This is a genomic window from Wohlfahrtiimonas chitiniclastica DSM 18708 (assembly GCF_000375345.1).
GTDB classification, from domain to species: domain Bacteria; phylum Pseudomonadota; class Gammaproteobacteria; order Cardiobacteriales; family Wohlfahrtiimonadaceae; genus Wohlfahrtiimonas; species Wohlfahrtiimonas chitiniclastica.
In genome coordinates, this window is sequence record NZ_AQXD01000002.1 from 238,855 (window position 1) to 252,260 (window position 13,406).

Consider the following 13,406-nt stretch of genomic DNA (forward strand, 5'->3'; position numbering starts at 1 on the left):
CTTGAACGCGATTTAGATGAAAATGTTCAATGCCACTTTCAATACAGCGATCACCAACACTAACCAAACGAGGGTTAAGAGGGTTTTGACAAGATAAATATAAAAGACGCGTTTTGTCGTTTGATGGACATAGTCTTCAATGATGGTCTGAATACCGTGGGCAGCATGAAAGATGCTCACAGAAATAAACGTTAAGAGCAATGTTGTGTGAAGGGGTTTTGAGATCCAGATGATCACATCACGGATGTCAGATTTGAGTAGAAATGCCATAGAGAAGGCAAACCACACAAATAACACTGCTAAAATGACAGAGGAAACTTTCTGCAATAACCACTCTTTTGAGCCAGAGTGAGCTGAGCCTAAACCTTTAACGCGGCCAAGCGGTGTACGATAATTCATGATTGTCTCCTATTATGCACAAATGCCTACGCCAAGAATCGCAATTGTTACGATAACGCTCGCGATGATGACCCAACGACCTGATTTTTGAGCCTCTTCATTGCTGATGCCGATGCCAGCATCCCAAAAAAGGTGACGAATACCATTACAGAAATGGTAAACCGTAGAAGCAACACCGATGGCTAAAAGCGGGAAGAATGCATAATGTGTCAATAGGGATTGAATGCCGATCGCTAAGTTTAAGTTAAACGGGATGGCAATGATCCATGCACAAATCACAAGCACTACAACTAAAGAAGCGATACCTGTTAAGCGATGCAAGAAACTCATGACTGAGGTTTGTTGAAATTTGTAGCCTGAACCTAGCATGAAAGGTGATAAAGGCCGTTGATGCTTTTCCATACGACTCCTTGGTAAGACTTTGGTGGTAAAAATATTATGAAAACAAATTGCTTATTCTACGCCCGAAAGCGCGGTGTAACAAACAAAAACACAGATCATTTTAATGAACTTCCCACTTTTCCTCAACTGCATTCTGATCTGCTTCGCTGAATCTTGACCGATTGGGCAAACGGCGGAAAATATGGATTACATTTTGATTACATTTTCAATGATCTGTGAGTGTGATAACCATCGGCATTAAAACAGAAATGTGCTGAGCATTCTCACAAGAATCAAGGCTAAAAATATCGCGAAAATTTGACGAATGCGGGGCACCGGCAATTTATAGCTCAATTTCACACCGATCGATGCTGTGAGTAAACTCACAATTGCGATTCCAAAAAAGGCGGGTAAATAGACAAAGCCTAAGGAATATTCTGGTAAATGTGGATGATCCCAGCCGGTATAAATGTAGCTCACTGCGCCAAAAAAGGCCAATATTACGCCTAAAGTTGATGACGTTGCGATCGCGCGGCGCATCTCATAACCTAAATAAGTGAGCAGTGGCACAGCAATTGCACCGCCTGCAATGCCAATGAAGCTCGCTAAAAAACCGATCAATAAACCTAAGCCTAAAAATAAAATCATGGAATGATTAGGGGCAGGGCGATTGTCATCGGCTTTCTTTTTAGGTGCGAGCATCGAATAGATGGTGTAAACCAAGAAAAAGCAAAAAACGATCTGTAAAAATGTGTTGGATAGACGGCTCACCACCAAGCTGCCGAGCACAACGCCAATGGCAGCGCCAATGCCTAAATAGGGCACTTTGTCCCATAAAATCGAACCGCGTTTATTGTGCGACCATGCTGAAGCTGCTGATGACACAATGATGATGGCAAACGATGTGCCAAGGGCGATTTTCATGATGATGGATGAATCCATCTGTTGTTGTTCTGCAAAATAACTCATGATGGGCACGATGATTGAACCACCGCCCACGCCTAATAAACCCGCAATGACGCCCACAACTGCGCCAATGCCCATAAAAATTAAAAATATCCCCATACTGAAAACTCCTCCTCGTCATGGATCATAGCATGGAAAAATGCTAAGGTAAGACTTTTGTATGGGTCCACCATTGTGAAGAGTTATCAAGACCTAATCACCGCTGCTGAGGCGGCTTTGGCGCATTTAGATCACCCGAAATTTGAGGCGCAATCTCTGCTGGCTTTTGTCTTAAAGTGTAATCGTAGCCGCATCATTGCGTTTCCTGAAAAAACTGTGACGTCTGAAGAGGCATCGGCGTTTTTAGATCTGGTCAATGCGCGCGCAGAAGGTGTGCCTTTTGCCTATTTGACGGGTGAAAAAGAGTTTTATGATTTAACGCTGAAAGTGACGCGTGCTACATTGATTCCCCGTGGGGATACAGAATTATTGGTGGAGACCGCTTTATCTAAAATGCCAGAAGATGCACCATGCCGCGTGATTGATATGGGCACAGGGAGCGGGGCGATTGCTTTGACCCTTAAAAAGCATCGTCCACAAGCGATTGTATGGGCAGTGGATCAGTCTCAAGAAGCTTTAGCAGTCGCGATGGATAATGGCAAGCAGCTGAATTTAGCGGTGACATTTATGCATAGCCATTGGTTTGATCAAGTGCCCGATGAACCTTTTGATCTGATTGTCTCAAATCCACCTTACATTGATGGCGTTGATGCACATTTAGACGGTGATGGCGTCAAATTTGAACCACGCTCAGCTTTAGTGGCAGAAAATGAAGGCTATGCGGATTTAGATCATTTGATGATGGCTGCTTTGCCGCGATTAAAACCGCAAGGTTATTTGATGATGGAGCATGGCTTTGAGCAAGGGGCGCGCCTGCGTGAGAAAATGATGGCGGCTGGTTATCATAATGTGGTGACGTTAAAAGACCTTGGGGGCAATGACCGCATCACCCTTGGGCAAAAATAATTTAGCAATACTCTAAAATGGTGCGTGCTACGTGGGCGCTGTCAATGGTGCGCGTGGCACAGGCGGAAGCTTTTGGGTGTGTACCCACACAAATGCTTTCACAGCTATGTTCAAAGAGGCTGATGTCATTGGCATCATTGCCAAAGGCGATGAATTCATCAATGCCAAGCGCTTGCACGCCACGATATTTCGTAATGCCAGCCGGGCTGATGTCAATTAAGGCTTCATTATGATAAATGTGTGCTTCCACGGGCAAATTGGCAATGGCATCTAAAATCTTAGGGTGATTGGTCATCATCACCAATTTAATGATGCTTGGTAATGTGTGATATGACGCATGATTGCGAGCAAGTTTGAGCTCATCGACTTTGCCAAAAATGTGATGATCTTTCGCGCCTGTGTAGGCATAATCCCAGTCACTGTCCGCTAAATAATCGATGGGATAATCTTCTAGAAGTTGAGCTAAAGGCGAGAAATCATCAAAGTAAGTGGCGGTTGTGACATCACCTGTTTTGACAAGTGCACCATTGCCGCCAATTAAATTGAGTTGTTGTATCCATGTCGGAATGACAGGATAAATGTCCCGAATCGGGCGCGCAGAAGCGATGGTTAATGTATGGTTTTCATTGAGGGCTTTGAGGGCAATCTCAATGTCAGAAGACAATGGCATGCCCTGAAAGCAGAGCGTGCCATCTAGATCAAAAACAAACTGCATTATTTTTCAAGTAATTCATAATGAAGGGTTGCGGTATCGCTTTTACGATAAAAGATGAAAGGGGTTTGATACGATTCTAAAAAGGCGGTGCGCTCAGCTTCTGTGTCAAACCAACGCTCTGCGTTAAAATCGGCACCTAATAAGTGCTCGGCGTTTAATGGATTGTTTTCTGGCAGCGTCATGCGAACGCCATATTTTTGACTCATACAAAACTCCTCTTTAATGATTAATTAACCGCCCGTCATGGACATAAAACGCGCGATTTTGCCTTTATCTTCGACAAATTCATGTTTTTCAGGTTTTAGATCAATGGCTTGACGAATCGCTTGTTTGATCGATTCATCTGTGCAATCAGGTGAGCGCACCAAGTCACGCAGTGCATATTGCTCATTTTGCCCAAGGCACATATATAAAGTGCCATCAACGGATAAACGCACGCGGTTACACGTTTCACAAAAATGCTGCGAAATCGGCGTGATTAAGCCTAAGGTGAATTTGCCATCTTTAGATTGCCAATAACGCGCAGGACCGCCGCCACGCACTTGCATGGATTCGACGAGATCATATTTATGATAAATCTCTTTAAGAAAATCAGAGAGATTCTTGCCTTGTGTGTTGCGTCCTGTGTCGCCCATCGGCATCACTTCAATCATGCGTAAAATGAAACCATGCTCGATACAAAAGGCGATCATTGGCTCAATCTGATTATCATTGAGATTGAGCATGGGCACCATATTGATTTTGATCTGTTTAAAGCCTGCATTTTTTGCAGCCATAATGCCGTTGTAGACTTTGTTAAAGCAGTTGAGCCCTGTGATCTCTTTGATCACCGATGTGGTCAATCCATCTAAACTGATGTTCAAACGGTCAAGCCCTGCTTCTTTTAAAGCCACAGCATGTTTTTCTAATTGGGTGGCGTTGGTGGTCATGGAGAGATCTTCAACGCCGTCAATGGCTTTGATGGAGGCCACAAGCTCAGGGAGATCTTTACGCAATAATGGCTCGCCGCCTGTTAAGCGAAAGCGTTTAACCCCAAGCTCTGTAAAGTTACGAATGATGCGCGTGAGCTCATCGAAGGTCAACCAGTTTTGCGGCACCTCAAAATCGCGAAATCCCTCAGGAATACAGTAAGTGCAACGTAAATCGCACTTATCGGTGACGGAAATTCGCACATAATCGATTGTACGGCCAAACTGATCAACTAACATAACTTACCTCACACAACTTATAAGTGGAGTGACTTAATGCATTCAGAAAGTAACTCTAACTTCTTGAGCTGAGTATACTCTTTTCTATACACCAAACCAATTTTTCTTTTTGGCACAGGCGCTTTGAAAGGGATACAAGCAATGAGCTCTTGAACATGGTCATTGATCAATGCATACTTCGGTAAAACCGAGATGCCTTGGCCAGATGCCACGATGTTGCGAATGGTTTCTAATGAATAATGATGGGCATTATTTGAGCTGATTTCTGGGCATTGCTCCACCACTTGATCACGGAAACAGTGACCAATGTTTAGCAATAATGGATCATATTCATGAATCACCGCAGCATCAATGGAAGACTCGCCAGAGAGCGGATGATGTTTTGGCGTGATCACATAGAACTCTTCATCATACAATTCATCGACGGCTAAAGAGGGCTCATAAATTGGTAGAGCCACAATCGCTGCATCAATCTCGCCACTTTTGAGCATAGGAATGATGTTGTCGGTTGTGTTTTCAAAGATGTTGAGCGTCAATTCTGGCGCGGCTTCTTTTAACACAGGAATCACGCGCGGCAGTAAATATGGGGCGATCGTAAAGATGATGCCAAGCTTCAACTCGCCTTGTGCAGAGTTAATAGAAACACGTAACTCTTTGAGTTGTTGCACAATGGCAAAAATCTGTTTAACCTTAGGTAAGGCCTCTAATCCTTCGGGCGTTAAGAATACTTCACTGGCAGAACGCTCAAACAGCGTCACACCTAAAGAGTATTCTAAGTTTTTGATGCCGATCGAGAGGGCAGGTTGTGAGATAAAACATTTCTGAGCCGCGCGACCAAAGTGTTTCTCTTCGGCCACTGCTAGGAAATACCTAAGTTCGTTCAATTTCATCAGTCAGACTCCTATAAAGTAAACCACTCAAAGTTGCATTGTTATAATCATTTCATTATTTTATCAATGATAACACCATTGCGCATAAAAAAGTTAGGGTACAGGCTTCAGACCCTAAGATCAATCTTTCCAATTTTGATCAGAATCACTCAATTTTTCACTTCGTTGGCACATTTAAATTATTCATGAATATCCGATAAAAAATCAGGGGGTGATGAAAATTTACGTTTTTTATGATTTAAAAAATTTATAATGACTCAAAAAACGAGAGGGGGGTGCATTTTTTAAGAAAAAGATTGGACTATTACTCAAAAGACGATAAAATTTAGGCAGCCTTCAAGCTCTAAACCAAAGAGGATAAAGATGAAACAAATTGATAGATTTAAACAGTGGTCAGCATTGTATGGCTCGAATGCGATCTATGTAGAAGAAATGTATGAATCCTATTTATCCGACCCACATTCTGTCTCAGAAGAGTGGGCCGCATTTTTTAAGGACTTCAAAAACGACGAAACCATCAATGTATCACATGCAGCGGTGAAAGAATCCTTTAAAGAATTGGCAAGAATCAAAAACCAATCGGCTGCTCAATACACCATTGACCCTGTGGCGTCTGAAAAACAAGCGGCAGTATTACGTTTAATCGAAGCGTATCGCATGCGTGGTCATCAAGCGGCTGAATTGTGTCCTGTGCACATTCGTGATCGCCAAATCATTCCTGAGTTGTCGCCTGAATATCATGGTTTAAGCAGCCAAGATTTCGAATCTGAATTCAACACTGGCACATTGACCAATGTTGCACAGATGAAATTAAAAGACATCATCAAAATTTTAAGCAGAACCTATACGCAATCGATCGGTGCAGAATACATGCACATCACAAAAACCGAAGAGCGCACATGGATTCAAAATCAGCTAGAAAGCGTTAATAATAATATCAAGTTCTCTAAAGAACAAAAGATCGACACTTTAAAAGAGTTGATCTCCGCTGAAGGTTTAGAGCGTTATTTGCACACGCGTTATGTGGGTCAAAAACGCTTCTCACTTGAAGGCAGTGATGCTTTAATTCCACTCATGCATGAGTTGATCGATGAATCAAGCGAAGAAGGTGCAGAAGAAGTCATCATCGGTATGGCGCACCGTGGTCGTTTGAATATGTTGGTGAACATCTTAGGTAAAGCACCAAAAGATTTGTTTGATGAGTTTGAAGGCAAACGCACCGTTGAACGCGGCGCAGGTGACGTAAAATATCACATGGGCTTCTCATCAAGCATCCAAACCAAACATGGCGATTTACACTTAGCGTTGATGTTTAACCCATCGCATTTAGAAATCGTAGATCCTGTGACTGAAGGTTCTGTGCGTGCCCGTTTAGAGCGCCGTGCAGAAAACTTATCACCATTACCCTTTAACAAAGTATTGCCTGTGTTGATTCACGGGGATGCGGCGTTTGCGGGCCAAGGCGTTGTGATGGAAACATTACAATTGTCAGAAGTGCGTGGTTATCGTTGTGGCGGTACGGTTCACATCATCGTTAATAACCAAATCGGTTTTACGACGTCTAACCCGTTAGACGTGCGTTCATCTGCTTACAGCTCTGACGTTGCTAAGTTGATTCAAGCGCCAATTTTCCACGTCAATGGTGATGATCCTGAAGCTGTGAAATTCATTGCAGAATTGGCCATCAATTATCGTCAAAAATTCAACAAAGACGTTGTGATTGATTTGGTTTCTTATCGTCGTTTAGGTCACAATGAAGCCGATGAGCCAAGCGCAACGCAGCCAATGATGTACAAAAAAATCAAAGCACATCAAACACCTGCCGCCGTTTATGCAGAGCGCTTGATCGCTGAAGGTACCATCACACAAGCTGAATACAAAGCGATGACTAAAGCGTATCGTGATCGTTTAGAAGAAGGTAAATCTGTGGGCTATCCAACGATTCCTGCCATCAACGATACATACACGAAAAAATGGGCGAAATTCTTAAAAGATTCCCCTAAATTTGGTACACCTGAACAAGTGGTGCCAAAAACAGCTGTGCCAGCCTCTGAAATCAAAACATTGGCAGAAGAGATGAGTGTATTGCCACAAGGCTTTACATTGCATCCACGTGTTCAAAAAATCTATGAAGATCGCATCAAAATGGCAGCCGGCGCTGCACCGATCGATTGGGGCTTTGCAGAAAACATGGCATATGCGACTTTATTAAAAGAAGGTCATGGCGTGCGCATTTCTGGTCAAGACTCAGGTCGTGGTACGTTCTTCCATCGTCACGCTGTGTTCCACAACCAAGTGGATGGCTCAAGTTATGTGCCATTACAACACATCAACAGTGGCGCGCGTTTTACTGTGATTGACTCCATTTTATCTGAAGCCGCTGTCATGGGCTTTGAATATGGTTATGCAGCGACTGAACCTGATTCACTTGTGATTTGGGAAGGTCAATTTGGTGACTTTGCCAACGGTGCACAAGTGGTGATCGATCAGTTCGTATCAGCCGGTGAAACCAAATGGATGCGTTTATGCGGCTTAACATTGTTATTGCCACACGGCTATGAAGGTCAAGGTCCTGAGCACTCCTCAGCACGTCCTGAACGTTTCTTACAAATGTGTGCGGAAAACAACATGTCTGTCGTGGTACCAACAACGCCTGCGCAAACATTCCATTTATTCCGTCGTCAAGTGTTGCAAGAGTATCGCAAGCCTTTGATCTGCTTCTCTCCGAAGAGCTTGTTGCGTCATAAATTGGCTGTGAACACCTTAGAAGATTTAACCGATGGTGCATTCCAACCAATGATTCCTGAAAGCAAAGAGCTTGAGAATAAAAAAGTGGATACACTCGTGATTTCTGTGGGTAAAATCTACTATGATTTATTCGAAATGCGCGAAGAGAAAGCATTGAACAGCTTTGCATTGGTGCGTTTAGAAGAGATCTATCCATTCCCAGCAGCACAATTGGCAGAGATCGTGGCCACTTATCCAAACTTGAAAGAAATCGTATTCGTTCAAGATGAGCCAAGAAACCAAGGTTATGCCTTCTTTGTTCGTGACTATTTAGATGTTCATGCGTCGAAGAAAATTTCCATTCGTTACGTAACAAGAGAAGCGAGTGCATCACCTGCTGTGGGTTACAACAGCGTGCACGTAGAACAGCAGCAACAATTGTTACAACAAACTTTTAATATGAGTTTATAAAATACCACCAAAGATTTTTAAGGAGAATCTCATGAGTATCGAAATTAAAGTTCCTGTGTTACCTGAGTCGGTTGCTGATGCGCTCTTGGCCGTTTGGCACGTAAAAGAAGGCGACTTTGTAGAAGAAGGCGACAACTTAGTTGATTTAGAAACAGATAAAGTGATGCTTGAAGTGCCAGCGACCGTTAGCGGCACCATTCAATCCATCAAAATCGCTGAAGGCACAAACGTAACAGCAGGCGAAGTCTTAGCCGTATTGGTAGAAGGCGCAGCGGCACCAAAAGCTGAAGCTGCACCTGCAGAAGCCCCTAAAGCTGAGGCTGAATCTGCTCACAAATTATCCCCAGCTGTTAAAGTATTGGTGGAAGAGAATAAATTGGACATCTCTGTGATTCCTGCCACAGGTAAAGATGGTCGCCACACGAAAGAAGACATTTTGAACTTCTTAGAAAAAGGCGCAGCTGCACCAAAAGCAGCCGCACCTGCCGCACCAAAAGCAGCCGCGCCTGCAGCGCCTTTAAACGTTGTGAGCGGTAACCGCACAGAACAACGCGTACCGATGACACGTTTACGTGCCACCATCGCAGAACGTTTATTAGAAGCGAAAAACAGCACAGCCATGCTCACGACATTCAATGAAGTGAACATGAAAAACGTGATCGACTTACGTAAAAAATACAAAGACGAATTCGAAAAACGTCATGGCATTAAATTAGGCTTCATGTCTTTCTTCGTGAAAGCAGCCGTTGAAGCATTGAAAAAATATCCTGCGGTGAATGCATCCATTGATGGCAATGACATGATCTATCATGGTTACTTTGACATCGGTGTTGCGGTTTCTTCACCACGTGGTTTAGTGGTGCCTGTGATCCGTGATGCTGACCAAAAATCTTTGGCAGAAATTGAAAAAACCATCATGGATTTTGCAATTCGCGCCAAAGAAGGCAAATTAGGTTTAGAAGACATGACGGGCGGTACATTCACTGTCACCAACGGTGGTGTATTCGGTTCAATGTTATCAACGCCAATCATCAACCCACCACAAAGTGGTATTTTGGGCATGCACAAAACTTACGATCGCCCAATTGCGGAAAATGGTCAAGTTGTGATCGCGCCAATGATGTACTTAGCGCACTCTTATGATCACCGCATCATCGATGGTAAAGAAGCTGTGGGCTTCTTAGTGGCCATCAAAGATGCGATCGAAGATCCAACTCGTTTATTGTTAGACATCTAATCAATCATTGACGCAAATAGAATCGGATTAGGGCAGCGCTTTAATCCGCTTCTTCTTGATAAGGAAATCATCATGGCAAAGAAATATGACGTCATCGTCATTGGCGGCGGCCCTGCAGGCTATGTCGCAGCGATTCGTGCAGCACAATTGGGTTTGAAAACAGCATGTGTGGAAAAATGGTTGTCACCAGAAGGTGATCCTGTCTTAGGCGGTACATGCTTGAACGTGGGTTGTATTCCTTCTAAAGCATTGTTGGAATCTTCGCATCATTTTGCATATGCCAAGGATGGCTTTAGCGCACACGGCATCAAAATGGGCGGCGTTGGCATTGACGTTGAACAAATGATCGCACGTAAAGATGGCATTGTGAAACAATTGACAAGCGGCATCGCACAATTATTCAAAGCGAACAAAATTGACTGGTTGCAAGGCGAAGGTACATTATTCCCTGAGCGCACTGTTAAAGTGAAAGATCACATGGGTGAAGTGTCTGAATATCAAGCAGACAACATCATTTTAGCGGCCGGTTCAACACCGATTGATATTGGTGCAGCACCGATTGATGGTAAACGCGTGATCGATTCAGCAGGTGCTTTAGCCTTGACTGAAGTGCCAAAACGTTTAGGCGTGATTGGCGGCGGTGTGATCGGTTTAGAGATGGCGAGCGTTTGGTCTCGTTTAGGCTCTGAAGTTGTGATTTTTGAAGCGATGGACAGTTTCTTAGCCGGCGCAGATGCAGGCATTGCCCGTGATGCCCTTCGTTCATTCACAAAACAAGGCTTAGATGTGCGTTTAGGTGCGCGTGTATTGTCCACAGTGACATCTAAAAAAGATGTGAAAGTGACATACTCAAACACTGAAGGCGAACACGCTGAAACCTTTGATTACTTATTGGTAGCCGTTGGCCGTACGCCATACACCACAAACTTGGTGGATCCAAGTGTTGATTTGGTGATGGATGGTCCGCGCGTACATGTGGATGGCAACTGTGCCACAAACATTCCGGGCGTTTGGGCAATCGGTGACTTAGTGCGTGGCCCAATGCTTGCGCATAAAGGTTCTGAAGAAGGTGTGGCAGTGGCTGAGCGCATTGCTGGTAAATATTCATTTGTGGACTATGATTTAGTGCCATTTGTGATCTACACAGCGCCAGAAATTGCTTGGGTGGGTAAAACTGAACAAGCTTGTAAACAAGAAGGTTTAGACATTAAAGTGGGCAGCTTCCCATTTGCAGCATCAGGCCGCGCCCGCGCGATGGATGCCGCTGAAGGTCAAGTGAAAATCATTGCCGATGCTAAATCAGACAAAATCTTGGGCGTACACATCTTTGGGCCAAATGCTTCTGAATTGATTCATGAAGCAGTGGTGGGCATGAGCTTTGATGCATCTGCAGAAGACATTGCACGCATCATGCATGCACACCCAACATTGGCAGAATCTGTGAAAGAAGCAGCGTTAGCGGTGCATAAAGAAGCGATTCACGCTGTTAATAAAAAATAATCATTGTTTCTCGCAATGAAAAAAAGCTTGTGGCGACACAAGCTTTTTTTATGGGTGATTTATACGATGTGGCGGTAACGAATGTATGCCCAATATACGACAGGAATGGCCAGTAAAAATGAGCTCAGCGGCATGCTGATCCAAACGCCATCGAGCCCAAAGTATTTGGGCACAATGAGTAAGAAAGGCACTTGAATGAGTAGATTACCAATGGAAATCACCAATGCTTTTGAGCCTTCGCCAATGGCTTGGAAAAAAACGGTGACCATCACAAATACGCCCTCTAAAAAGAGTAAAGATAAATGGATGTTGATGGCATGAATGGTGACTTTAGAGAGCTCTTGATCACTTGTAAATAATCGCGTAAAAAATCCCGGAAATATTTGCAGTAAAATCGTTAAACCGATGCCATAAGTCATGCCCACAATCACCATCATACGGATGATGGCACGCGTGGATAAGAAATTCTCCCGCCCATATAAGCGGCTGATGATGGGTTGCACGCCATTGGCGATCCCTTCCATGCCCAAATAATAGATCGTCACGATGTAGCCTGTAATGGTGTAGGCAGAAACCGCGATGGTGCCGCCATATTTCACCAGCATCATGTGATGAAGCATCATGATAAAGCCCACATAAATGTACATGAAAAAGGTGGAAGCACCATTGATGATGATCTCTTTGAGTAATTTCGGGCGCGGTTTAAAATGGCGCCATTGAAGGTTTTCACCGCTTTGATACAAAATGTAATAGAGCCCTAAAAACATGGCGCAGGATTCGCCAATGATGCTTGCTAGCGCTGCCCCGAAGATCGACCATTCCCACACCACAATCATAAAATATGAACAAATGATGTTAATGGTGACGCCAATGGCCATATATAGCGTGGCGCGGTAAGGATTGCCCATATTGCGCACCAAAAATGGCAAGGCAAGGCTACCAATCACCAAGGGCGAGCTCACCGCAAAGACACGGATGAAATCCACCGCCATGAGGGCAGCGGTTTGGAAGGTTTTGCTCACTTGATATTGCGGATCACCCAGCATATAGACCAAGCTTGGCGCAGCAACGTATAAAATGATGCCAAAAATGAGGCCGGGAATGAGGATTAATGGGATGGATTGGCCAATGATGGCTCTAGCGGTTTCATCATCTTCAGCGCCTTTAGCAATTGAATAAAGGCTGCCGGTACCGACGCCCACTAAGAGCCCAAAACCCAGTAAAACAGTGATGTAGGACCAGCCAATATTGACGCCAGCTAAGCCCTCAGGACCGATGAAATGGCCAATGAAAAAGCCATCGATTAATTGATAAGTGCCGCTGATGAGCATGGCACCTAACGTTGGAATCACGTAGCTTATGAATAATAAGCGCAGTGTTTTTTGACTCACAAAGACCTCGGAGTTAGGGAGATTGTGAGATTATAGTCCACTTTTTAGGGCTCGGGCAGTGGGCGGGCAATTATTTTTCAAGCCAGTGATCAAGGCTCCATAAACCCGCACCTTGTGGGATGAGGGCTAAAAATCCGCCAGCAATGGATAGATTTTTCATAAAGTTTGTGGCATCTTCTGGCGTACCATGGAAAATGATGGCAGACATGACACAAAAAATGGCAATGATCAGCGCAATGATGCGGGTTTGAAAGCCGATTAAAATCGCCAATCCGCCGCCAAGCTCTAAAGCAATCACAAGGCTTAACATGAACTCAGGGATGCCTTTTGATGCCATGAATGCTGCCGTGCCTGCATAGCCGCCAATTTTTGCCCAGCCGGCAACAATGAAGAGATACGCCAATAGTGCGCGTGCGATGAGCAAAATGGCCGCTTGTAATGCAGGTTTTGTAGTGAATTGTTCAAGTAAACGGTTGGGGTTCATGAGTGTTCCTGATGAAGAGTAGTGATAAAGGC

The 13,406-nt window shown here is 44.1% G+C and carries 13 protein-coding genes; 4 read left to right on the forward strand and 9 right to left on the reverse strand.

What is annotated here, in order from left to right:
* Positions 1–12: 12 nt before the first annotated feature.
* From sdhD to B143_RS0105735, 3 genes are all read right to left on the reverse strand, one after another.
* The gene (gene sdhD, locus B143_RS0105725) at positions 13–399 is read right to left on the reverse strand and encodes a succinate dehydrogenase, hydrophobic membrane anchor protein (protein ID WP_008315867.1); all 387 of its coding nucleotides are present in this window, start codon (positions 397–399) and stop codon (positions 13–15) included.
* A gap of 12 nt (positions 400–411) precedes the next feature.
* A complete protein-coding gene (sdhC, locus tag B143_RS0105730; RefSeq protein WP_008315866.1) occupies positions 412–801 on the reverse strand; it encodes a succinate dehydrogenase, cytochrome b556 subunit in 390 nt (129 codons plus the stop codon).
* Between the two features lie 237 nt (positions 802–1,038).
* The gene (locus B143_RS0105735) at positions 1,039–1,845 is read right to left on the reverse strand and encodes a sulfite exporter TauE/SafE family protein (protein WP_026165730.1); all 807 of its coding nucleotides are present in this window, start codon (positions 1,843–1,845) and stop codon (positions 1,039–1,041) included.
* Positions 1,846–1,920: 75 nt separating this feature from the next.
* Between B143_RS0105735 and prmC the strand changes: the two genes are divergently transcribed.
* The gene (prmC, locus tag B143_RS0105740; protein WP_248647509.1) at positions 1,921–2,751 is read left to right on the forward strand and encodes a peptide chain release factor N(5)-glutamine methyltransferase; all 831 of its coding nucleotides are present in this window, start codon (positions 1,921–1,923) and stop codon (positions 2,749–2,751) included.
* A 1-nt stretch (position 2,752) separates the two neighbouring features.
* On the opposite strand, the gene B143_RS0105745 is transcribed toward prmC, so the two are convergent.
* Genes B143_RS0105745 through B143_RS0105760 form a run of 4 tightly spaced genes read right to left on the reverse strand, consistent with a single transcriptional unit; the run spans position 2,753 to position 5,564 of the window.
* The gene (locus tag B143_RS0105745; RefSeq protein WP_018122542.1) at positions 2,753–3,466 is read right to left on the reverse strand and encodes an HAD-IIB family hydrolase; all 714 of its coding nucleotides are present in this window, start codon (positions 3,464–3,466) and stop codon (positions 2,753–2,755) included.
* Positions 3,466–3,672 (reverse strand): hypothetical protein, encoded by a 207-nt coding sequence (locus tag B143_RS0105750; protein WP_018122543.1) that lies wholly within the window; start codon positions 3,670–3,672, stop codon positions 3,466–3,468. The genes B143_RS0105745 and B143_RS0105750 overlap by 1 nt, the downstream gene beginning before the upstream one ends.
* Positions 3,673–3,696: 24 nt before the next feature.
* Entirely contained in the window at positions 3,697–4,674 is a 978-nt protein-coding gene (gene moaA, locus B143_RS0105755; protein ID WP_018122544.1) for a GTP 3',8-cyclase MoaA, read from the reverse strand.
* A 17-nt stretch (positions 4,675–4,691) separates the two neighbouring features.
* Positions 4,692–5,564, reverse strand: a complete 873-nt coding sequence (locus tag B143_RS0105760; RefSeq protein ID WP_008315834.1) for a hydrogen peroxide-inducible genes activator — start codon at positions 5,562–5,564, stop codon at positions 4,692–4,694.
* Positions 5,565–5,927: 363 nt separating this feature from the next.
* On the opposite strand from B143_RS0105760, the gene B143_RS0105765 reads away from it, so the two are divergent.
* The 3 genes from B143_RS0105765 to lpdA all read left to right on the forward strand — a co-directional run bounded on the left by B143_RS0105765 (position 5,928) and on the right by lpdA (position 11,499).
* Positions 5,928–8,762 (forward strand): 2-oxoglutarate dehydrogenase E1 component, encoded by a 2,835-nt coding sequence (locus B143_RS0105765; RefSeq protein WP_018122545.1) that lies wholly within the window; start codon positions 5,928–5,930, stop codon positions 8,760–8,762.
* Between the two features lie 31 nt (positions 8,763–8,793).
* Complete coding sequence (gene odhB / locus B143_RS0105770) at positions 8,794–9,999, forward strand: 2-oxoglutarate dehydrogenase complex dihydrolipoyllysine-residue succinyltransferase (protein WP_018122546.1); 1,206 nt, start codon at positions 8,794–8,796, stop codon at positions 9,997–9,999.
* Between the two features lie 72 nt (positions 10,000–10,071).
* Positions 10,072–11,499 (forward strand): dihydrolipoyl dehydrogenase, encoded by a 1,428-nt coding sequence (lpdA, locus tag B143_RS0105775; RefSeq protein WP_018122547.1) that lies wholly within the window; start codon positions 10,072–10,074, stop codon positions 11,497–11,499.
* A 59-nt stretch (positions 11,500–11,558) separates the two neighbouring features.
* Here lpdA and B143_RS0105780 read toward each other — a convergent pair whose 3' ends face one another.
* Both B143_RS0105780 and B143_RS0105785 read right to left on the reverse strand, forming a co-directional pair.
* On the reverse strand, positions 11,559–12,890 hold the full coding sequence (locus tag B143_RS0105780; protein ID WP_018122548.1) for an MATE family efflux transporter: 1,332 nt from the start codon (positions 12,888–12,890) through the stop codon (positions 11,559–11,561).
* 70 nt (positions 12,891–12,960) lie between these two features.
* Positions 12,961–13,374, reverse strand: coding sequence for a DoxX family protein (locus B143_RS0105785; protein ID WP_018122549.1), 414 nt, complete (start codon positions 13,372–13,374; stop codon positions 12,961–12,963).
* Between the last annotated feature and the right edge of the window lie 32 nt (positions 13,375–13,406).